The following is a 21158-nucleotide window of genomic DNA, read 5'->3' on the forward strand; positions in this document are numbered from 1 at the left end:
TGTGTCTCACCCCGCGCTCGCCCGGAGTCTTTTGCCCGGTCAGCGCAGTGAGCCCGGCGCGTGGCAGGAATGGTCAACAGCCCGTCATTGTGGACGGTCCTCCGCTGGGAACAGGCTGTCACCATGAGACAACGACGTGTTGTTATCGTGGTCTACCCCGGTGCCCAGACCCTGGACGTCAGCGGACCGCTCGAAGTCTTCGACACGGTGAACCGACTGATGGCCGAGCAGGCAAGCGCCTACCGTCTGCAGTGCGTTTCCCCTGATTTTCCGTCAGTGGCCACCTCTGCGGGCCTCGTGGTGCAGACCGACCCCCTGGACGCCGCGGAGGGGGCGATCGACACCCTCATCGTGCCTGGTGGACCGGGCCTCAAAGAGACTTTGACGGATACGTCCTTCGTCCAGTGGATCAGGCGCGCCGCGGCACGGTCCCGACGCGTGGCCTCCGTGTGCGGCGGGGCCTTCCTGCTGGCGGAGGCCGGTCTCCTCGACGGACGACGGGCCACCACACACTGGGCCTTCGGGGAGCAGATGGCGCGTCGCTACCCCGAGGTGACGGTTGATCCCGAGCCGATCTACGTCCGGGACGGCCCCTACATCACCTCGGCGGGCGTGTCCACCGGTATCGACATGGCCCTGGCCCTGGTGGAGGACGACCTGGGGGCGGCGTGCGCCCTGGAGGCGGCGAAGTACCTGGTGCTGTACTTCAAACGGCCCGGTGGCCAGACGCAGTTCAGCATGATACTTGACACACAGCTGACCGATCAGGAGCCGATCCGGTCCCTTCAGGACTGGATCCAGGAGAACCTCCATCGCGCGCTGCCGGTGTCCGAACTCGCCGAACGCGCGAACATGAGTCCACGTCACTTCGCCCGTGTCTTCGCGCAGGCGGTGGGGATGACACCGGGTCAGTACGTGCGGCGATTACGTATCGCCCGGGCCCGTCAACTCCTGGAGGCGACCGATCTCTCGGTGCGCCAGATCTCGAGCCGCTGCGGATTCACTGCAATCGAGACGTTCCTGCGAGCATTCGCTGCCGTCGTCGGTCTCACCCCCGCACAGTATCGGCACCACTTCCAGTTGCGGACGCACTCCGGCCCGACCGTCGAGCCGGCATGGGCGGAACGGAGGTCGGCATGACCTGCCGGATGCGTCTCGTGGACTACGTCGCGGGCGAACTGGAGCGGATCGGTGTCCGGTATGTGTTCGGCGTGGGCGGAGCCAACATCGAGGACCTGTACGAAGCGGTGCACCGTGCCCCCGGCCGCATCCGCGGTGTCGTGGCCAAACACGAGTTCTCCGCGGTCACCATGGCGGACGGGTATGCCCGGACCACCGCGCGCCTCGGCGTCGTCGCAGCCACGTCAGGAGGCGGTGCGATGAACCTGGTTCCGGGACTGGCGGAGGCCCACGCCTCGCGCATCCCGGTACTGGCCCTGGTGGGACAGCCGCCCACCTTTCAGGAGGGCCGGGGCGCCTTCCAGGACTCCAGCGGCAAGGCGGGCTCCTTCGACGCCCTGGAGGTCTTCGCGCCCGTCTCACGCTTCTGCGCCCGGGTGACCGAACCCGACGCGATCCCCGGGCTGCTGGCCCGCGCGATCACCGCGGCGCAGACCGAGCCCCGGGGCCCCGCCGTGCTGCTCCTGCCCAAGGACGCCCAGCAGGGACACCTCGAGGTGCCGGCGATCACGGGATGTGCGGTACCCGCGAACACCGGAGCATCCGCGAGTGCCGCGCGAACCTCGGGAAAGCGCACGGCGGCGCACACACCCCTCGTGGTGAGAGGAGCGGACAAGGCGGGGCAGCGGGCAGGGCCGCCTCACGCCCTCGCCGGCCCGCAGCCGGATCCCGCCTGCCTGGGCGAGGCGGTCGGCGTGCTGGAGGAAGCCTCCCACGTCATGGTGATCGCCGGCGAAGGCGCGGCCGGGACGAGGGCGCGCGAGGAACTGGCCGGCCTGGTGCGGCACCTGGGCGCCTGCGTGGCCGTGTCCCCGGACGCCAAGGACGTCTACGACAACCGCAGTCCCCGTTTCGTGGGCGTGGCAGGGGTCATGGGCCATCCCGAGGTCGAGGACTGCTTGCGCCGCGCCGACGCCTGCCTGCTGGTGGGTACCCGCCTGCCCGTCCTGGCGCGGGGAGGACTGGAGTCGCTGCTCACCGGGATGCCCGTGGTCTGCGTCGATCCGGAGCCGCCCTTCGTTCCGGGAATCGCCCTGCTCGGGCCGGTGGCCGACACTCTGCGGACGCTGGAGCGCCGCCTGTCACCGCGGCCGCCGGCCTGCGCGGCCCATCACCCGCCGTCCCTCCTGCGCCCTGCTCCGGATCCCGCTCCGACCGCCGGTCACACCTCGGTGATCGGCGCGATCGCCGAGGCGCTGCCACAGGACGCCCATGTCTTCGTGGACGCCGGCAACGTGGGGGCCGCCGCCATCCACGCTCTGCCGGCCCCCCGTGACGGACGCTTCGTCGTGGCGGTGGGCATGGGAGGCATGGGCTACACCTTCGGCGCCGGGACAGGCGCCGCCTTGGCCACGGGCCGACGAACGTACGTGGTGGCCGGTGACGGCGCGTTCTTCATGCACGGCATGGAGATGCACACCGCCATCGAGTACGGCGCGCCGGTCACCTTCGTCATCCTGAACAACAACGCGCACGCCATGTGCGTCACGCGCGAGGAACTCTTCCAAGGCGGCGCCCGCCTCGAGAACGTCTTTCACCCGTCCCGCATAGCAGCCGGCGCGTCGGCGATGTTCCCCAGGCTGCGCGTCGCCTCGGCCGTCACCCCGGCACAGTTGCGATCCGCGTTGCTGCACAGCAACGACTGCGGTGGGCCGGCCCTGGTGGCCGTGGACCTCGACCACCGCGAGACACCACCGTTCCAGCCGTTCCTGACCGCCTCCGCAGCCGGTCCGGGCGCCGCCGACGCGCCGGGACACCGGCCGATCCACGACGAGGAGAAAAACCCCCATGACCGACCGATCCACGTTGGCTGACATCCCGGGCCTCGTGCGGGTGGAGAACACCAGCCCGGAGGAACTGGCCGCCCGCTGCCTGGAGATGACCTCGGAGGCCTACCCGCACCAGCAGGTCTACGGCGAGTACTGCACCATCCAGGAGTACGTCGACTGCCCGCCCGAGGCGACGTACGACTATCTCAGCCGCGGCCACCACCTCGAGGAGTGGACGTGCAGCCTGCGGGGGTTCGAGCCCGCGGGCGCACCGGGGCTGTGGGTGGGCCACGACCTGCTGGAGAAAGGCACCCGGATCTACTGCCGGACCGAGGCGCACCCCGGTGCGATGACCGTCGACTACCACTGTGCCTGGGACCAGGGCGACGAGCTGTGGATGGTCTACCTGATGAGGGTGGTTCCGGCCGCCCTCGTCCTCGGCCGCCCCGGATCTGTGATCACCTGGACCAACTGCCGCCACCCGTACTACCGGCGCAATCCCCACCCGGACCTGGCACCGCACCCCGACCGGCGCTGGGTGGGTGAGTACTGGGACCTGTTCTACGCCGGTCACACCCTCGAAATGCACAATCTCAAGGCGATCCTCGAGCACCGGCACCGCAACGGTCTTCCCGTCAGCAGCTCCCCGGCCAAGCAGGTGACCCGATGACGTCAGTGAGTCTGACCGACGTCTCCGCCTACCTGCCCGGCGATCCCGTACCCGCCGCCTTCTTCACCGAGCACCCGGCGGCCGAGGACAAGCTGCGCCACAGCCCCATGTTCAAAGTCCCCCCGTCACGCCACCATGTGGCCCCCGGCGAGTCCAACGCGGACATGATCGAGCGCGCCGTCCAGCCACTGATCGAACGGCACGGCCGCGCGGCGATCCGCCGCGTCGACGTCCTGCTCGTGCACAGCCAACTGCCGGACCAGCCCTTCGTGGGCGCCGGCACCGAAGTGGCGCGCCGGCTGGGTCTGGCGCCCCGGTGGCTGATCGATGTGGCCAACGCCGGCTGTGCCTCCTTCGTGCACATGCTCGACCTGGCTCGGCAGATCCTGCTCGACGGCGACGCCCGCACGGCTTTGATATGCAACGCACAGAGCGCCGCGGGCCAGCTGTTCACGCAGTCGCAGGTGCGCGGTCTGTCCCAGGCCGCCATCCCGGGCGACGGCTGCGGAGTCGGCTATGTGACAACCTCCACGCACGCCCCTGTCCTCGGGATCGAGAGCCGGCACATCGCCGCCCATGCCGGCGACATGACCATGGTGCGCCACGACGGGCGAAAGTACTGGGAGGCCGGTGAAGCCCAAGTCCACATCGGGTTCACCGAGAGTGGAGTCACCAACGTGCTTGAGCGGGGCAACCGCCTGGTGCCGCAGGTCGTACGAGACCTGTTCCGTCGCCTGGGAGGGAAGACCACCGACATCGACTCCCTGATCACCAACCAGCCCAACCGGACCTTCCTGCGCAACTGGCGTGACGCCCTGGGCCTGCCCGTCGAGCGCCACCCCGACACCTTCGACCGGTGCGGCAACCTCTTCGGCGCCGCGATGCCCATCACACTCGACGACGCGATCCGCTCCCAGCGGATCCGGGAGGGCGACCTGGTGGTGCTGGCCGGATTCGCCCACGCCGGGGACTACGCGGGTGCCGCCGCGATCCGCTGGGGGCAGGGATGGTGACCGCGGTGTTCCCGTCCCCGCGCCTGCTGGGACTCAACGAAAGCCCTTACCCACCGCTGCCGTCCGTGCAGAAGGCGATCCGGGCGACCGCCGACCGGGCCCACCGGTACCCTCCGTTCCACCCCGACCGACTGGCCCGGCGGATCGCCGGCTGGTGCGGTGTGGACGGCGACGCCGTCGCGGTCGGCAGCGGCTCGGTGGGCGTGGCGCTCCAACTCCTCCAGGCCGTGGTCCGGCCGGGCGACCGCATGGTGTACGCCTGGCCCGGGTTCGACGCCTATCCGATGCTGGCCACCATGGCGGGCGCCGAGCCGGTTCCCGTGCCACTGCTGCCCGACGGGCGACAGAACCTGGCCGCCCTGGCCGGGGCGATCGACGCGACCACCAGCGTGGTGGTGGTCTGCAATCCGCACAACCCGACAGGCAGCCTCGTCACCGCATCGGAGCTCGCCGAGTTCCTCGCCGGCGTACCGGAGCGTGTCACCGTGCTGCTGGACGAGGCGTACATCGAGTTCGTGCGCCACCCCGCCGCTCCCGACAGCCTCCCCCTGCTGGCCGGCCGGCCGAACCTCCTGGTGCTGCGGACCTTCTCCAAGGCCTACGGACTGGCCGCGCTGCGGGTGGGCTACGGCCTGGGCGATCCCCGTCTGGTGGCCCGCATACGGCAGCAGCAACTGCCCTACGGCGTCAACGCCGTGGCCGCCGCCGCGGTCGAGGCCACGTTGCAGGCCGGCGAGGAGCTCACCGCACGCGTGGACGCCGTCATCTGCGAACGGGAACGCCTGCACCGCCGGCTCGCGAGGTACGGGCTGCCCGTCCTGCCCAGCCAAGCCAACTTCCTCTGGCTCGCCGCCGGGCCGGATACCGGCACCGACCGGACGGTGCACGCGCTCAACACCGCGCGGATCCACATCCGTCACTGGCCCGCTGAGGGCATACGGCTGACGGTCGGCCGTCGGGAGGACGGGGATGCGGTGCTGTCCGTCCTGGCTCCGGCGGGAAAGTCGCGCGGACCGGTGAGCGGGTGACCGCGCGTCGCCGTCGGCGTGCGGCTCAGCGTCGAGGCCCGTGAATTCGGCGGCGACATCGCGGAGTTCATCGCGGTCGGTCGGGTCGAGGTGTGCCAGGCTGCCCCACTGGCGGACGAGTCGCCGAGCCACGGCTGGTGGGCAGCCCTTGCGCTGCCCACCAAGGCCGGAGGGCGGCCGTGGGGTCAGTCGCCCTCATCGGCGAGGGCCGCCAGTTCACGCTCCACGGCGCGCTGGTGCTCCACTGCCTCCTCGCGTGCCTTCCGCGGGCTCCAACGGCCGGCCATGACGAAGATGAACGGCAGGAAGAACACTTGTCCGGCCACACAGATCAGCCACCAGGTGCGCCACTGTTCCGGCCCCTGGGCCGCGGCGCTCTTCACCTGGGATCCATAGCGTTGCAGCAGCGCCAACTGCGGCTGGGCCTTGCGCACGGTGGCCAGATCCTCGGCCCCGACCTCTCGCACCGCCCGAGCCGCCAGTGCCGGCGGGACCGCGGTCGGAGGGTACGCCTCGAGTTCGGCGAAGAGCCGCGGGTGCGCGTCGATGACGGCCAGAGCGGGGGCGGCCTGGACGCTTGCGGCCTTCACCTGGGCACCATGCTCGACCAGTGGCGTGGCCGACGTGACCACGACCGGGACGAACGCTGTGGAGATCGCGACCACCGCCCGGATGATCCATCCCCACACGGCCAGACCGGTCGCCGTGGCGGCCGGGTTGTGTTTCTCGACGGTCTCGGTGAAGCTCGCCATCCAGGGTGCGTAGGTGACGCCGGTGAACACACCGATGGCGACGAACAGTGCGGCAAAGGTGTGGTAACCGGTGCGCTGCTCCGTGGCGTGCAGGGCGAAGAGCGTGGTGACCGCGATCGAACCGACGGCTCCGACGGCCATGAACGGCTTGCGCACCTTCAGCTTGTCGGAGACCAGCCCGGCCGCCACCAGCGCGACCGCGTTGGCCGCCCAGTACCAGTTGGCCAGCCCGTTGGTGCGCTGCTCGCTGTAGCCGAAGGTCGCGGCGAAATAGACGACGAAGTTCCCCACAGCGCCGAAGTAGAGCAGGAGGAAGAGGCTGACAGCGGTGGCCGAGCCGACGACGTCCAGCCGCAGCATCTGCCGCCAGTGGCCCTCTGCCGCCGTCCTCGGATTCATGCCCTTGGCCCGCGCTTCGACCAGCGCACGGTCGCGGAGGCTGACCATGATCTGATCACGCAGCCGGGGCGACAGCTCGCGAAGCCCCACCAGCGCCAGAACGAAGACGGCAAGCCCGGCCCAGCCGGAGTAGCGCAGCTCGTCCTGCCAGCCGGCGAAGGACAGGGTGCTGCTGGTGACGACGGTGACGACCAGGCTCCCGATGACCGGGCCCATGGTCCAGTAGCCCATTGCGGTGGCTCGGCCGAGTTGTGGGGAGAAGTCCCGGATCAGTGCCGGTGTGGCCACGAGCACGATGCCCTCGATGAAGCTGAGGCAGGCGAAGAGCACCAGGTAGGTGCCCTTGTCCGGGGCGTTGGGCAGGGCGAGGAGGCTGAGCAGGGCGGCGATGAGAAGACCGTAGACCACCATGTTGGCCCGGCCCCAGCGGTCGGCGAGGCCCGCCACGAGCGAGGCGAACGCGCCGACCGCGTTGCCGATGACGGATACCCACACGAAATAGCTGTAGGTCATGTGGAAGTGCGTGATGATCGACGTGGCGACCGCGTACTGCACGTAGAGGGCGTAGTACAGGACCACGGTGGTCAGCACCACGATCGCCAGGTACGCCAGGCGGCGTGAGGTGACGGGGTAGTGGTTCAACTCGCGACGCCACAGCCGGGCGAAGCGGCCGGCTGTTTCCGGCGTGTGGGTGTCGGTCGGTGCCAGTTGCGTGTCGTCGGGCGAAGCAGGCATGGCAGTCATGCGGCGGCTCCAGGGGTCGGGCCCGAGGGCCCGGTGCGGTGGGTGCGGGCAGTGCACGTCCTTGCGGCGCGGCGAAGCGCGCTGTTCGGCCTGGTGGGCCCAATCCCGGGTCTCTGTGTTCGGGGAACCCGGGTCTCTGTGTTCGGGGAAGACGTGCGCAGAGGCTAGTACCGACTAGTCGGTACGTCCTAGAGGTGTGTACGGGGATGCCGAAACGTGACCTTGTGCCCGGGGAGGTGCGGGGGATCCGGTCACGCCGGGACCTCGCGGGATTCCGCGGCCGGTGTCCGGGAGGCGCGGGTTGTATGGTGAGAAATTGGATGTAAAGGACTTTCAGGTGTCAGGGTGTGAAGCGGCGGCGCGTACGGCTTGTGCACCCGCCGGAGAGGCCGCCGGCGTTCCGCGATGTGCCGGGGCCCGTCCGCGCGAGGCACGGGGCCGGTGACGCGTACCCGAGCCGGCAGCCCGGCGGCGCACGGCGGTGACGGAGAGACGCGGGGCCGTCCCGGGCGCAAGCTGTCGCAGGCTCTGCTCGACCTCGTCGACCAGGCGGTCGTGGTCTGCGACGCCTCGGGCGTGGTGCGCTGGTGCAACGGCCCGACCGGCGTCTACTTCCCGGGCCTGCGGACGGGGAAGACGCCGGATCCCGCGGTAGCCGGGCCCCTCGGGCAGGCGGTCGTCTCCTCCGCGGCGCGCTTCGACGCCGAGTTCCTCGGCCGGCGGCTGACCGGACGCAGCAGCACTGTGGGGGACTGTTCGGTGTGGCTCGTCCGCGACGAGACCGAGGTCCGCCGCTGCGAGGTCGAGTTGCGCGCCGAACGGTCACGGACGGCGTTCCTGAGCGAGGCGGGCCGACGGCTGGGGGCGTCCTTGCACCACGGGCGCACGGCCCGGGGCGTGGTGGAGCTCACGGTGCCGGCCTTGGCGGACGCGGCGCTGCTCGTTCTGCCGCCGCGTGCAGGCCACGCGGACTGGTACCGCTGCACCGCGCCGGGGACGGCGGAGTCGGGCGCGTTGCCGGCGTCCTCCCTCGAGCGTGTGCCGCACCTGAGGCGGGCCCTGTCGGGCCTGTGGCCGTGGTCCGCCGCCTGCCCACCGGGGGAGTTCGCCGCCCTCGGTGGGGCGCCGCCGGACCCGGGCAAGGGGGGAGGGGAGTCACTCGTGACGGTACTGCCGGGCAGCGGGGCCCCGGCGGGGGCCCTGGTTCTCTTCCGCTCGGCCGAAGCCGGGGGCTGGAACGCCGAGGACGCCGCCGTGGTGGGCGACTTCGCCTTCCGGGCCGGTATGGCCCTGTCGACCGCCGCCCTCTACGCCCAGCAGGCCCATACTGCCGCCGTGCTCCAGGCAGGCCTCGATCCGGCGACCCTGCCCGACGTGCCGGGGATGCGGCTGGGCGCCGCCTACCGCCCCGCCCCGGAGGAACTGGGCTTCGGCGGCGACTTCTACCAGGTGGAACCCGCCCGGGACGGTGGCGGAGGTGTGGAGTTCGTGCTGGGGGACGTCTGCGGCAAGGGCGTCGAGGCGGCCGTGCTCACCGGCCACGTCCGCCAGGGCCTGCGGACCCTGGCCCTCGTCGAGTCCCGGCCGCTCCGTGTGCTCGACGTGCTCAACCAGTCGCTGCTGGAGGCGGACTCGGGCCGATTCGCCAGTCTGGTCATCGGCACCGCCCGCCCGGGCTCCGGAGGCGGTTTGGACGTGGTCCTCGCCGGCGGCGGGCATCCGCCGCCGCTGGTGCTGCGCCGTGGTGGCGTCGTGGAGGCTGTGGACGTGGGCGGGATGCTGGTCGGAGCCCTGCCCGGCCCGGAATTCGGCCAGGCCGGAGTTCACCTGATGCCCGAGGAGCTGATCCTGCTGTACAGCGACGGGGTCACCGAGGCGCGGGGCGGCCCCGACGGTGCCGAGGAGTACGGAGCCGAGCGGCTGGCACACGACCTGGAGGTCTGCGCCGGGATGCCCGCCGGCGCGGTCGCCGAGCGGGTCGAGATGCGCGTCGCCGACTGGCTGGCCGGACGCGCTCACGACGACATAGCGGTGCTGGTCCTGCAGGCCTCGCCCGGTTCGTCCGGCACCGCCGGAGCCCTGTGGTGACTGGCGCGCGGGCCGTGGCCCCGGGCGTCCGCGCCGCCTTCGACGACCACCTCGCCCACGCCGACGAGACCGGGGCCACCGCCCTCGCCCTCAGCCTGCTGCGGTCCGGTGCCTCGGCGGAGGAGGTTCTGCTCCGTCTGATCGCCCCGGCACAGGCCGCTGTCGGCACCCGGTGGCTGTCCACTCAGTGGAGCGTGGCGCAGGAGCACGCCGCCACCCACGTGAGCGAGCGCGTGGTGAGCGCCGTGGCCGCGGAGGTCTCCGCGGCCCGGCCTCGGAACTCCGCGCCGGGCCGCCGTGTCCTGTGCGCGTGCGTCGAGGGGGAGCGCCACACCTTGCCCGCGCGGATCGCCGCGGAGGTGCTGCGGCTGCGCGGCTTGGACCTGACGTTTCTGGGCGCCGACGTCCTCGTCCCGCGCCTGGTGTCCCACCTTCACCGGCAGGGGCCCGACCTGGTGGCCCTGTCGTGCATGATCCCGGTATGCCTGCCTGCCGCGCACCGCCTCGTCGAGTGCTCCCGGCGTGCCGGGGTGCCGGTGCTCGCGGGCGGGGCGGGCTTCGGACCCGCAGGTGCCTGGGCCCGCACGCTCGGAGCCGACCTGTACGTGCCCGATCCGGCCGCCGCTGCCGACCTGCTCGCCGTACGGTGGCCGGACACCCCACGCGAAACGGCGCCCCTGGAGCACCTGGCCGACGAAGAGTACTCCCGGATCGTCCGGCAGCGGGGCGAGTTGCTGCGGAGGCTGCTCGCCCGACTGCGCGAGCGGTATTCGCCGCTGTGCGACCCCGGCGCGGAGCACGCCGAGGCCGTTCTGGAGGACCTCGGCCGTCTCCCGGACGTCCTGGCCGCGGCGAACTACGTCGACGATCCGCGGGTCCTCACCCACTATCTCTCCTTCGGCGCGGTGTTCCTCCACGCCCGCGGCCTGCCCACCGCCGCTCTGGGCGTGGCCCTGGGGGCGCTGTCCGGCCCGCTCCGCGACCTTCCGCGGGCCTCCGGGCACCTGGACGCCGGGCGGCGCTGGCTGGCGGCAGCGGGCCACGCCGTCCCGCCGGACTGACGGGGGACCGGACGGCACCCGGCGTCGCGCGGTCGCGCTGAGCCGAGCGCGCGGTGGACGGTACGGCCCGGCTGAAGACCTGCACCGGCGTTCCGGCGGCCGCCCTGGGCACCGACGCGAAAGGGACACGGCCGTCCGGGGAGTGCCGTCACCGACAGGCTCGAACTGCTCCACGCAGTGCTGGTCACGGCCGCGAGCGTGCAGGATCCGCCGCCGGTACCCCACCCGGCAGGTCGTGACCGGCCGCCCGCGACGAAGGCTCGAGGCGCAGCGGCTGCCGTCGGCATCTCGTTGAGCCGCGCCGCCCGCCTCGGCACCGACACGGAAACCGTCCAGCGCCCCCGGAGGATCCGGGCCGGATCGGCATCGAGCCGAGTCGGCCGAACCACCTCCTCGAGCGGCTACGGGCCGGGCCTATAGTCGGCGGCATGAGCCGTTGGGAGGAGTTGACCGGGGGAAGGTCGGGGCAGGACTATGCCGCCCGGTTCACGGCCCTGGCCCGTGGAGGGAAGGACGTGCACGGGGAGGCGCGGTTCTGCGCGGCGCTCGTGCCCGCCGGAGCGCGGGTGCTGGATGCCGGGTGCGGTACCGGACGGGTCATGATCCGGCTCGCGGAGCTCGGGTACGACTGTGTCGGTGTCGACCTTGATGCGTCGATGCTGGCAGTGGCGCAGCGGCAGGCACCCGAACTGCCCTGGTTCCAGGCCGATCTCGCCGCGTTCGAGCCGAGCCTGATCGGCATCGCGGCGGACTTCGATCTCGTGGTCGCTGCGGGCAACGTGTTCCCGCTGCTCGCCCCCGGCACCGAGGCCACGGTGGTCAGGCGCCTGGCCGCGGCCCTGCGCCCGGGTGGTCTGATGGTCGCCGGGTTCGGCCTGGACGAAGCCCATCTGCCCGTGCCGCCCGGTATCACCCTGCACGAGTATGACGACCGCTTCGCCACCTGGGACGCCGACCCCTACGACGGCGGCGGCTATGCCGTCAGTGTCCACCGCCGATGAGGTCCTGCGGCACACCTGGACCGTCAGGTCCCCGCGTTGAACACGTCGGTGCCGAAGCGGCTCAGGCCCTTCTGCCCGGCGTAGCCCAGGTATGGCAGTCCGAACCGGTCCTCGATGCTGGCCAGCATCGAGTAGTGGTTGTACGGCGTCGTACTCCAGGTGCCGCCGTTGGTGAAGGGAGACAGCACGAGCGCCCCCGTACGGCCGCCGCCGGGGCCGGCGATGCCGGGCAGCGGTGTGTTCGGGGCCGGGCCCTCGCCGCAGCAGGCGCTCGCGTCCTGCTGCGGGCCGTCGGACTCGTCGAAGGTGATCACCAGCATGCCGTCCTTCTTGAAGGCCGGGGACGAGGTGACGACCGGAACCCATTGCCTCAGCCAGGCATCGGCGGAGACCAGCCCGCCCGGACGGCCGTCCACGCACGGCGAGTCGTGGCCGTCGTCGCACAGGTTGGGCGTGATGTAGCTCAGGTCGGGGGTTGTGGCAGTGCTCCGCAGGTCGGTGCCGAGCGCCGAGAGGTCGACGACGTGCTCGGCACAGCTTTCCGGCTGGTCGATGATCGAGTGGAAGTACATGAACGGGTTGTGGCGCGTGGCGTACTCGTCGCCGGTCCTGGCCTTCTGGGTGTCGTCCACCGCGCCGACCGCGGGGTGACGGCACGGGGTGCCCATGTCCTCCATGTACCCCTTCCAGGTGTGTCCCGAGGCGCCCATCTGGTCGGCCAGTGTCTGCACGCCGGAGGGGTAGACGCAGCCCTGGCCGACGGCCTGGCCGGGGGAGACGGTTCCGGCCTGGACGAACGGCGCGAAGGTCTGGCAGTCGGACTGGGTGTCCGGGTTCGGGGCCTGTCCGGAGACCTGCGCGATGTAGTTGTCCAGGCTGTTGTGGCCGATGCCGTAGTACTGCGACAGCAGCACGCCCTGGGATCGCAGCGTCTGGCTCAGATACGGCGCCTTTGAGCCGGCTCCCCAGGTCTCGTCGTACCCCTTGTTCTCCAGGTTGATCACGAAGACGTGGTGCGGGTTCGCGGTGGGCGCGGCCTCGGCCTGCAGCGCCAGCAGCGAGCTGCCGCCCGCCACGAGGGTGATGAAGGCGGCGGCGAGGATCATCAGACGGCGCCTGCCGCGCAGGAGACGGTGCTTCATGACGAGGGGAGCTTCCATCCGAGGGAGAGGGCGAGGTCGCGCAGCGCGTGCCACTGCTCGTAGTCGGGGAGTACGGCGGGCGGGCAGGGCAGTCCGACGACGCCGGGCACCGACCACTGAGGGGCGTCGGTGTTCGGCGGGTTGGTGAAGTCGAGTACCTCGACGATGTTGTGCGCCGCGGCGTCCCGGGGCGTGAGGGCGGGCAGGTTCCAGCGCCACTCCATGGCTTTGAGGACCGAGGTGTGGTCGTACACGCCGTGTGCGACATGGCCGCGCTTCGCCCGCGGGGAGATCACCAGGCACGGGGTGCGGAATCCGCGCAGGCCCCAGTCGGGGTGGGCGTCGGGGGCGGTGGTGGGGGCCACGTGGTCGAAGAAACCGCCCCACTCGTCGTAGTTGATGACCAGGAGGGTCCGTTCCCAGGCGGGGCCCGTGGTGACGGCGTGGTAGACCTCGTTGAGGAAGTGCTGGCCGGCGCGGATGTCGGCGTGCGGGTGGTCGTCGGCGGAGGTGCCGCTGCCCTCGTCGAGGAACTTGGGGTCGACGAAGGAGACCTGGGGCAGGGTGCCGGCGGCGCAGTCGGCGAGGAACTCGGTGTACGGGTGCGAGATGCCGAGGTGCTTGGTGCCCCACAGCGCCGTGAACGGTACGTCGCAGAAGTAGTACTTGCCCCGCAGACCCGCGTCGGCAAGACGGTCCCAGATGGTGGGGAGCGTCGATATGTCCGTGGAGTTATGGATGCGGTCGGTCTGTGCGGCGTGCTGGTAGAAGCGGTTGGGGTACGTCTCGGCCATGATCGCCGAGAAGTAGCGGTCGCAGACCGTCCAGGCGGGGGCGGCCTTGCCGTAGAAGTCGAGGTCCTCCGGCAGGTAGTAGCCGATCGAGAACGCGTCGTTGGTCCCGGCGCGCAGCCAGCCGTCGCAGGCGCCGTCGTTGTACTCGATCCGGCCGCCCTCGTAGCTGTGGTCGGGGTCGTTGTACTGGCAGCCCTGCGCGGTGTCCAAGTGGTGAGTGGAGTGGGTGACGTCGTCGCGATCGGTGTATGTCAGCCCGGCCTGCTTGCCGTCGGCGCCGGGCAGCCAGCCCAGGTAGTGGTCGAAGGAACGGTTCTCCATCATCACGACCACGATGTGGCTGATGCCGGAGTCCTGCGGTTCGGGGAGGGAGGGCGCTTGCCGCGTGGAGGGGAAGGTCTGACCGGCGTCGGCCGGCCCTTCCGTGACGAGGGGCGCGGTTGCCGTCGCGGCTGCGGTCCCGATGATCAGTTGCCTGCGGGAGATGCTCACAGGGCTCTTATAGCCGCCGCATATACCGGAGAGTAATACTCCGATCCATGCCTCCACGGAAGTTCATCCAACCTTCCGCGTACCGCCATCAGCCGCCCTCCGGCTGACGCGGGATGCGCATTCCCAGGAGGCCGCGGTGCTGGGCGAGGTGCTCGTCAGCGCGGACGGTGGACGATCACCACCGCTGACCGGGTGTACCTCGAACTCGGCGGCAAGGCCCCGGTGGTGATCTTCCCGGACGCCGATCTCGCGGCCGCCGCATCGGCCCTGCGGGTCGCCGGCTTCTGGAACTCGGGCCAGGAGTGCGGGGCCGCCTGCCGTGTCCTCGTCCACGCATCCGTTGCCAAGCAGATCATCGAGCACCTCGTCGGCGAGGTCCGCGCCCAGGTCGTCGGTGAGCCGCGGGCGGGCGAGGACATCGAGGTCGGCCCGATGGCCTCGAAGGCGAGGTCGGCGTCCACCTGTTGTGACGACGGCTGTACGAGACGATGCTGTACTGGCAGACCGCCGACCAGGATCCATCGCTCGACTTCTCGACGCTCGAGTTTGCCGCGAGGGCAATGCCCGCCTGGCCTCCCGCGGGCTGGCGGAGGAGATCGAGCGGTTGCGAGCCGAACCGGGGGAGGGCCACATCGCGATCGGCGGCGCGACTCTCGCCGCCGAGGTGGCCGCGTCGGGTTTGATCGACGAGTACCGGGCCAGGGTCTACCCGGTGCTGGTCGGCGGTGGCATTCCCTTCTTCCCCCGGCACGAGCGCCGGGTGGATCTCGAACTCCTCGACACCCGCACCTTCAGCTCGAGAGTCGTCTTCCTTCGCTACCGCGTGGCGCGCCAGCCGTAGGGTGGCGAGTTCGTCGTACACCCTGCGGTAGCCCCATGACGGGTCTTCCGCGTCTCGGGCGTGGCGCGGCGGGGAGTGGTCACGGGATCGGTCCTTCATGTTTGGCGATTGGCGTGTCGTCCGCGCCCGTATGCAGGGGCGGGTCACGCAGTGGTGGGCGTGTGTAGGTCGCTGATAGGGGTGAAGCAGGCGGGTGCGTGGTCGATGGGCAGGTCGGGGCGCCAGGCGGTGAGGATTTGGGCGCTGCACTCGAACAGGTCCGGGGGTAGGGCGTCGATAGGCCACCAGCGCCAGTCGCCGACGCTCTCGTCGGGCTGGTCGGCCGGCTCCCCGCGCCAGCGGGTGACGAGTGCGCCGAAGGTGATGCGGACGACGTCGCCGACCTGGTCGAGGAGCATGCCCAGGAGGCGGACGTCGGCGGGGTCGGCGTACAGGCCGGTCTCCTCGGCGAGTTCGCGCACCACTGCCTCCTGCAGGGACTCGCCGGGCTCCACGGTCCCGCCGGGCAGCTCTCGTGTGCCCAGCCGGTGCCGGCCCAGGAGGAGGCCCCGGGGGCCGTGTAGCACGGAGCCGACCCCTACTGCGGCGCGGGCGACAGGTGGCTTCGCGGTACGGGGACGGGCGGTGATCCGTTCCGGTCGGTGGACCTGGAAGAGCCGGTAGGAGGCGTGGTTGTTGTCCTGCGGCGTGTCGAGCACAGTTACGCACTGCACTCGGAGCCCGTACTGCACGAGCAGGTCTTCCCACAACTCAGGTGTAAGCACCCACATGTGCACGGTCAGGTCGCCGCCGCCGGCCAGGCGCAGGATCTCCGGGCGTGGGGTGACGGTCGAGGTGGGGCCGTCGCCGGCGGAGTCGGTGTGCAGCACGGTGAAGTACAGCCGGCCCCCCGGCTTGAGGGCGGTCGTCAGGGCGGGCAGGAGCCGGTGCGGATCGAGGAAGTGGAAGGCGCTGAGGGAGTAGATCACGTCGTACGGCGCTTCGGTGCCCAGGTGCTCGACGGCGTCGGCGTGGACCAACCGCAGTCCCTGCACACCGCGGTAGCGGGCGCGGCCCCGTTCGATCTGACTGCGGGAAGCGTCGACGGCGTCCACGTGTGCGCCGTAGGTGCGGGCCAGGTGTGCGGCGTGCCGGGCGGGACCGCAGCCGAGGTCAAGGACGCGCAGGCCCCTGAGGTCCCCGAGGATGCCGTCCCCCGGTCCGTTCGCCGCGGGGCCCCACGTGATCCGGTCCACCTCCGTCAGGGGCGTATCGCGCCGCAGGTGGTGTGTTCCGTAGGCGTCCCAGGCGAGGCGTGTCTGTCGTTCGAGGTCCAACGCGTCGTCTCCCATGCCGGGTTCAGGGGCGGAGTGCGTAGCAGCGCAGCACGTCGAGATCGGCGATGCGTACGACGGACCATCCCGCGGTGAGTGTTTCGGCCTCGGCGACGGTGATCTCGAGGTGCTTGCAGGGGTCGCTGTCCTCGCGGCGGCCGGCGAGTTCGGTGACGACCCAGAAGGTCCCGTCGGGTGCCAGGACCTTCCGGACTCGGTCGAGGAAGGCCGACTTGTCGTCCGTCCACCGGTAGACCAGGCGGCAGGTGACGACCGCGTACGCGCGATCCGGCAGCGCGTTGATGTCGTCGTCGGCGAAGTCCATGAGATGCCAGGTCGGCCCTTCGCCGTGCTGGTGGCTCCGGGTCTTCCGGGCTGCTGCGGCGATGGCGCTGGGGGAGAAGTCGATGCCGGTGGTGCGGTAACCGAGTGCGTGGAGGTGGTGGGCGAGGGCACCGTCGTCGCTGCCGATGTCGAGGGCCGGGCGTCCACGGCCGGGTCCGACATGATCCGCCAGAAGCGTGGCCTCGGCGCTGCTGACTTCCCGGTACCGGCGGCCGCCGGCCCAGAGCAGCTCCCAGTAGTCGGCGGTGGCAGGGGTGGTCGTCATTCGGCTCCTTCGCGAGCGGGCGGGACAGCCGAGGCCGTCGTCCCGGTGGGTATTGGCGGAGGTTTCGGACGAGCACAGCAGCAGATGCAGGATGCCTCGAGGAGCGCACCGAGCGCGAGGGCGGTGCGCATCGCGGTGGGCCGTCGCACCTGGGCCACCACTGTGTTCATCCCCAACATCCAAGCCATGCGTGACGTGGTGGTCACCAAGGCCGACCTCCTCATCGAGGAGGAGATGCCCGCGGCCCTGCTTCAGCTTTGCGCCCACGTCTCGGGCTACGAGATCACAGCTGCGCGCTGGGGGCTTCGGCCCGGCACGGGGAGAGCACGCATCTGGCGCCGCGAGTCCCGCCCTTCGGGCGAACGACGGGACTTGCGGACACGCCCTAGTCGGGCGGGCCGAGAATGGCGGGGAGGTCGTCCATCCAGGCGAGGACCGCTTCTTCGTAGCGGATTCCGAAGGCGAGGGTGGCGCGCTGGTAGGCGTCTATCCCCGTGCTTTCCAGGCGTGCCTGGTACGTCTTGAGGCGTTGCTGGTGGACTGTCCGGTGGTGGTCGACGTGGCACAGCAGTCGGTCGCGGTCGAGATGACCGCCGAAGGCGATCGTCAGCAGCAGGGGGTAGCGGATCTGTTCCGTGCCCGGGGGCGTGATGATCCACTGTGCGAACGCCTCGCGCCCGGCCTCGGTGAGGAGGTAAGGGACGCGGGCGCGCGGTCCGGTGTTCCCTGCCGTGACCAGCCCGCGCTCGGCGAGGGCAGCGAGTTCGCGGTAGACCTGGCTGCGGGTGACGGTCCAGAAGTCGCCGACGAGCTCCTCGGCGATGGCGACGAGTTCGTATCCGCTTGCCTCCCCGGAGTGGAGAAACCCGAGGAGTGTGGCGGCTGTGGCGTTGAGGCTGTCCATGAAGGGCCCTCCCTTGACACTCCACAGTGGACGGTACATGATGCTGGCCGTCGACAGTCCACTGTGGTCGGTCCAATGTGTCATGCTCCATGTGCCACCGGAGCGGGCCCCCGTGGGAACGGCGCAACGGGGAGGCGTGTGATGGCGCGGTTCGGCCTCGGCTTCCAGAGCCTGGGTGACGAGACTCATGCAGTCGAGCTCCCGGTCAGCGGGCGCCTGCCCGAGTGGTTACGTGGCGTACTGCTGCGGAACGGACCCGCCCGGTTCGAGGCCGGCGGCACGGGGTTCCGCCACTGGTTCGACGGTCAGGCCATGGTCCACCGGTTCGCCGTCGACGGCGGCCGGGTGGAGTACGCCAACCGTTACCTCGACACGCCGAGCAGCCGGGCCGTTCTGCGGGAGGGCCGGATCCGTTACCAGGAGTTCGCCACCGACCCGTGCCGAAGTGTCTTCGCCCGTTTCTTCACGCCTTTCCAGCGTCAACGGCCCGTCAACCCGAACGTGAACATCGCGAGGTTCGGGGAGCAGGTCGTCGCGCTCACCGAAACCCCGCTGCCGGTCGAGTTCGCGCCGGAAACCCTGGCCACCGTCGGAGTCGTCGATTACGAGGACCGGCTTGGCGGGCAGTTCACGACGGCGCACCCCCACGAGGACCCGGTCACCGGTGACCTCGTCAATTACGTGACGCACTTCTCGCGGCGCAGCGAATACCGCGTGTATCGCCAGAGGCCCGACGGCGCGCCACGCCGCGAACTGCTCGGGCGGTACCGTGTCGACGAGCCCGCGTATATGCACAGCTTCGCAATCACTCCCGGGCATGTGGTGCTGGTTGAATTTCCCCTGGTGGTGAACCCCTTCAGACTCCTGCTGAGCGGTCGGCCCTTCATCGAGAATTACCGCTGGAAGCCGGAGCGGGGAACCCGGTTCATTGTCATGGACCGAGAAAACGGAAATGTGCGCGCGGTGCTGCGCGGCCCAGCGTGTTTCGCCTTCCACCACATCAACTCATGGGAAGACAACGGCCGGCTCTTCATCGACCTGTGCGCATACCGGGACGCCTCAATCATCGAAGCCCTGTACCTCGACACCCTCCGTGGCGGGGGTGTTCTCCCGCAGGCCACGCCCACGCGGTTCTCCGTGGATCCCGAGGCGGGCACGGTCACGGCGGAAGAGCTGTCGGGGGAGTCCCTGGAATTGCCGCGCATCGCCTATGGGCAGCGCAACGGCCGAGCCTACCGCTACGCGTACGGTGTCGGTTCCCGCGATCGCCGGACCGATGACTTCCTCAACCAGCTGGTGAAGCTCGACGTCGGTGACGGCAGCACGCTTCTGTGGCAGGAGGAGGGCTGCTACCCCGGCGAGCCCGTCTTTGTTGCGGCGCCCCCCGGTCACGGCCGGGACGGAGCGGAGGACGACGGGATCGTGCTCGCGGTCGTCCTCCGTTCGGCGACCGCGTCGTCGTATCTTCTGGCGCTCGATGCGCGGACCTTCCAGGAGCTGGCCAGGGCCGAGGTCCCGCATGCCGTGCCGTTCGGGTTCCACGGCACCTTCCTCCGGTAGCACCGCAGCGGGTGAATTCCGGTTCCGGAAGTAGATAATTCTGAGGCCGCCGAAGGTCGTCCGCGTTCCGGAATTTGCCGCAGGATTGTCATGGACATGACATTTTTCAGCACGCTTGGAAGTGGTGAGTGTCGTCGTTTTCCTTTGCGAATAAAGAAAGCCATTTCCCTCCGGCTGACCGGCCGGTAATAATCCTGGCTCCGTTCATTTTCCGGAAAACAATGGATACCGACTGTTAACGAGCAGTCTCTTGAGGGGCCATAACTACGGCTCTAGGCTTCAACTACTGGCTGGAAAGAGCCGGTCGCAGAAGTGTCCCATCGCCGGCGGCGAGCGAACAGCGAACCTGGATCCAGGCTTACTGATGGTAAGGAGGGTTTTGGGTCTGTCGTTCCGGCGACTTCTCATGGGGATGTGATTGCTGTCCCCGGTGAAGTCGGTCAGATTCCCCCCGCTGTTTTCGACATTCTGATTCGCGGCTGTCTGCGGAATTCCCCACATCCGCAGAGCTGTCACGCGAGCCCTGCCGCGTTCTGTCCCGCTCGGGTCCGTCCCGTTTCCCCGGAAAGGAATCATCATGCCTGCAGTGAGCGCGCTCGAGGCGCAGGAGTGGTTGATCGAGAAGGTCGCGCACCGCCTCGGCGCAGAGCAGACCGAGGTCTCGCCGGAGATGTACTTCGACGAGATGGACCTCGACTCGACGGAAGCCCTGATCCTCGCCGGCGAGATCGAGAACTGGCTGGGGTTCGAGCTCAGCACGACGACGTTGTGGTACCACCCCACCATCAAGGAGCTGGCCGCTCACATAGCGGAGGAGAGCGACCGACGTGCAACCTCCGCGTAGCGCTGAACGGCCCGTCATCCACCGCTACCGCACAGCGGCAGCGGGCATGCACACCGTCTACCTGGTCCATCCCGGCGCGCTCGACGCTTCCGTCCACCGCGGCCTGGCGGAGGCCCTCCCCACGGGCGTGGGGCTGGCCGTGCTCGACCTGGGAGGTCTGCCGGAGTACTGGCAGGCCGCGCTCACCGGCGGCCGTGCCCCCACCACGGTCGACGCCCTGGCCTCCCGGTTGCTGACGGCTCTCCGGATTGCCCACATGGAGGGCGACTATGTGCTGGCAGGCTGGTCCTTCGGTGGTGTGGTGGCGCACGCCATGGTTGGTCTGTCCGCGTCGTACCGCCGTCCAGGTCGGCTGATGCTGCTGGACAGCATCGCGCCCGTCGAGGCGTACAAGCAGGACGACGACGCCCTCGAACCGCCCCTCCTGCTCGGCTGGTTCACCATGTACCTCGGCGCCAAGCGGGGCCGCCCGCTGCCGCTCGACGCGGAACGGCTGGCCGGCCTCGGTGTCGACGACGGCCTGAAGCTGGTGCTGGAGGCCGCCATCGCCGCCGAGGTGCTGCTGCCCTCCACCCCACTCCCAGGACTCCGCAAGCTCTACGACACCTATGTCGACGGCCTGCTGCGCAACAACCGTCTGACCAATCCCCACCGTCCACTGCCGGCGCCGGTTCCGGTGGTGCTGGTCAAGGCCGAGCGCAGCCTCATCCCCGGGGACCGCACGCTGGGCTGGGAGCCCCTGGCTCCCTACGGCCTCGAGGTGCACTCCTGCCCGGGCGACCACTACACCATGCTCACCCGCCCCGACGCCGCGGCCGCCATCGCGTCGTTGCTCGAGGCCGCCTGACCACGGATACCGGGAACCTCAGCTATCTCGGCACCGAGAACCAGCAGAACCTTCGCCGGTAGGCCCACCCTCCCCAACGAGGCCGGGCCGTACTGCCCTGCCCCGAC

At 70.2% G+C, this 21158-nt stretch carries 18 protein-coding genes and 1 pseudogene; 13 read left to right on the forward strand and 6 right to left on the reverse strand.

Features of this window, described 5'->3' with window-relative positions; all coding sequences use genetic code 11:
* Positions 1–123 precede the first annotated feature (123 nt).
* Genes ACFYZE_RS06870 through ACFYZE_RS06890 form a run of 5 tightly spaced genes read left to right on the forward strand, consistent with a single transcriptional unit; the run spans position 124 to position 5659 of the window.
* Positions 124–1140, forward strand: coding sequence for a GlxA family transcriptional regulator (locus ACFYZE_RS06870; RefSeq protein ID WP_388989627.1), 1017 nt, complete (start codon positions 124–126; stop codon positions 1138–1140).
* Positions 1116–2993, forward strand: a complete 1878-nt coding sequence (locus ACFYZE_RS06875) for a thiamine pyrophosphate-binding protein (RefSeq protein ID WP_388989629.1) — start codon at positions 1116–1118, stop codon at positions 2991–2993. The genes ACFYZE_RS06870 and ACFYZE_RS06875 overlap by 25 nt, the downstream gene beginning before the upstream one ends.
* On the forward strand, positions 2968–3618 hold the full coding sequence (locus tag ACFYZE_RS06880) for an SRPBCC family protein (protein ID WP_388989631.1): 651 nt from the start codon (positions 2968–2970) through the stop codon (positions 3616–3618). Before ACFYZE_RS06875 ends, ACFYZE_RS06880 begins: the two co-directional genes overlap by 26 nt.
* Entirely contained in the window at positions 3615–4631 is a 1017-nt protein-coding gene (locus ACFYZE_RS06885; protein ID WP_388989633.1) for a 3-oxoacyl-ACP synthase III family protein, read from the forward strand. The genes ACFYZE_RS06880 and ACFYZE_RS06885 overlap by 4 nt, the downstream gene beginning before the upstream one ends.
* Positions 4625–5659, forward strand: a complete 1035-nt coding sequence (locus ACFYZE_RS06890) for an aminotransferase class I/II-fold pyridoxal phosphate-dependent enzyme (RefSeq protein WP_388989635.1) — start codon at positions 4625–4627, stop codon at positions 5657–5659. The genes ACFYZE_RS06885 and ACFYZE_RS06890 overlap by 7 nt, the downstream gene beginning before the upstream one ends.
* Positions 5660–5844: 185 nt before the next feature.
* On the opposite strand, the gene ACFYZE_RS06895 is transcribed toward ACFYZE_RS06890, so the two are convergent.
* The gene (locus tag ACFYZE_RS06895) at positions 5845–7554 is read right to left on the reverse strand and encodes an MFS transporter (protein ID WP_388989637.1); all 1710 of its coding nucleotides are present in this window, start codon (positions 7552–7554) and stop codon (positions 5845–5847) included.
* A 441-nt stretch (positions 7555–7995) separates the two neighbouring features.
* On the opposite strand from ACFYZE_RS06895, the gene ACFYZE_RS06900 reads away from it, so the two are divergent.
* The 3 genes from ACFYZE_RS06900 (at position 7996) to ACFYZE_RS06910 (ending at position 11704) form a co-directional block, all read left to right on the forward strand.
* Positions 7996–9642 carry a SpoIIE family protein phosphatase gene (locus ACFYZE_RS06900; RefSeq protein WP_388989639.1) on the forward strand — a complete coding sequence of 549 codons (1647 nt, stop codon included), beginning with the start codon at positions 7996–7998 and terminating at the stop codon, positions 9640–9642.
* A complete protein-coding gene (locus tag ACFYZE_RS06905) occupies positions 9639–10703 on the forward strand; it encodes a B12-binding domain-containing protein (RefSeq protein ID WP_388989641.1) in 1065 nt (354 codons plus the stop codon). Before ACFYZE_RS06900 ends, ACFYZE_RS06905 begins: the two co-directional genes overlap by 4 nt.
* Before the next feature lie 428 nt (positions 10704–11131).
* Positions 11132–11704 (forward strand): class I SAM-dependent methyltransferase, encoded by a 573-nt coding sequence (locus ACFYZE_RS06910; RefSeq protein ID WP_388989643.1) that lies wholly within the window; start codon positions 11132–11134, stop codon positions 11702–11704.
* A 23-nt stretch (positions 11705–11727) separates the two neighbouring features.
* Here the strand turns inward: ACFYZE_RS06910 and ACFYZE_RS06915 are convergent, their stop codons facing one another.
* Both ACFYZE_RS06915 and ACFYZE_RS06920 read right to left on the reverse strand, forming a co-directional pair.
* Positions 11728–12846 carry an alkaline phosphatase family protein gene (locus tag ACFYZE_RS06915; RefSeq protein WP_388989645.1) on the reverse strand — a complete coding sequence of 373 codons (1119 nt, stop codon included), beginning with the start codon at positions 12844–12846 and terminating at the stop codon, positions 11728–11730.
* Positions 12843–14132 (reverse strand): alkaline phosphatase family protein, encoded by a 1290-nt coding sequence (locus ACFYZE_RS06920; protein ID WP_388989647.1) that lies wholly within the window; start codon positions 14130–14132, stop codon positions 12843–12845. Before ACFYZE_RS06920 ends, ACFYZE_RS06915 begins: the two co-directional genes overlap by 4 nt.
* 174 nt (positions 14133–14306) lie before the next feature.
* On the opposite strand from ACFYZE_RS06920, the pseudogene ACFYZE_RS06925 reads away from it, so the two are divergent.
* A pseudogene (locus tag ACFYZE_RS06925) lies at positions 14307–14525 on the forward strand (aldehyde dehydrogenase family protein); the annotation flags it as partial.
* Position 14526: 1 nt separating this feature from the next.
* A complete protein-coding gene (locus tag ACFYZE_RS06930) occupies positions 14527–14973 on the forward strand; it encodes a dihydrofolate reductase family protein (protein ID WP_388989649.1) in 447 nt (148 codons plus the stop codon).
* A 143-nt stretch (positions 14974–15116) separates the two neighbouring features.
* Here ACFYZE_RS06930 and ACFYZE_RS06935 read toward each other — a convergent pair whose 3' ends face one another.
* The 3 genes from ACFYZE_RS06935 to ACFYZE_RS06945 form a co-directional block, all read right to left on the reverse strand.
* Positions 15117–16289, reverse strand: coding sequence for an NUDIX domain-containing protein (locus ACFYZE_RS06935; protein WP_388989650.1), 1173 nt, complete (start codon positions 16287–16289; stop codon positions 15117–15119).
* Between the two features lie 22 nt (positions 16290–16311).
* A complete protein-coding gene (locus ACFYZE_RS06940; RefSeq protein ID WP_388989651.1) occupies positions 16312–16896 on the reverse strand; it encodes a class I SAM-dependent methyltransferase in 585 nt (194 codons plus the stop codon).
* A 385-nt stretch (positions 16897–17281) separates the two neighbouring features.
* Entirely contained in the window at positions 17282–17800 is a 519-nt protein-coding gene (locus ACFYZE_RS06945) for a PadR family transcriptional regulator (protein ID WP_388989652.1), read from the reverse strand.
* 141 nt (positions 17801–17941) lie between these two features.
* On the opposite strand from ACFYZE_RS06945, the gene ACFYZE_RS06950 reads away from it, so the two are divergent.
* From ACFYZE_RS06950 to ACFYZE_RS06960, 3 genes are all read left to right on the forward strand, one after another.
* Complete coding sequence (locus ACFYZE_RS06950) at positions 17942–19360, forward strand: carotenoid oxygenase family protein (RefSeq protein ID WP_388989654.1); 1419 nt, start codon at positions 17942–17944, stop codon at positions 19358–19360.
* A gap of 577 nt (positions 19361–19937) precedes the next feature.
* Complete coding sequence (locus ACFYZE_RS06955; protein WP_388989656.1) at positions 19938–20204, forward strand: acyl carrier protein; 267 nt, start codon at positions 19938–19940, stop codon at positions 20202–20204.
* Complete coding sequence (locus ACFYZE_RS06960) at positions 20188–21051, forward strand: thioesterase domain-containing protein (protein ID WP_388989658.1); 864 nt, start codon at positions 20188–20190, stop codon at positions 21049–21051. Before ACFYZE_RS06955 ends, ACFYZE_RS06960 begins: the two co-directional genes overlap by 17 nt.
* Positions 21052–21158 lie beyond the last annotated feature (107 nt).

It is taken from the genome of Streptomyces sp. NPDC001796 (assembly GCF_042892355.1).
Lineage (GTDB): Bacteria > Actinomycetota > Actinomycetes > Streptomycetales > Streptomycetaceae > Streptomyces.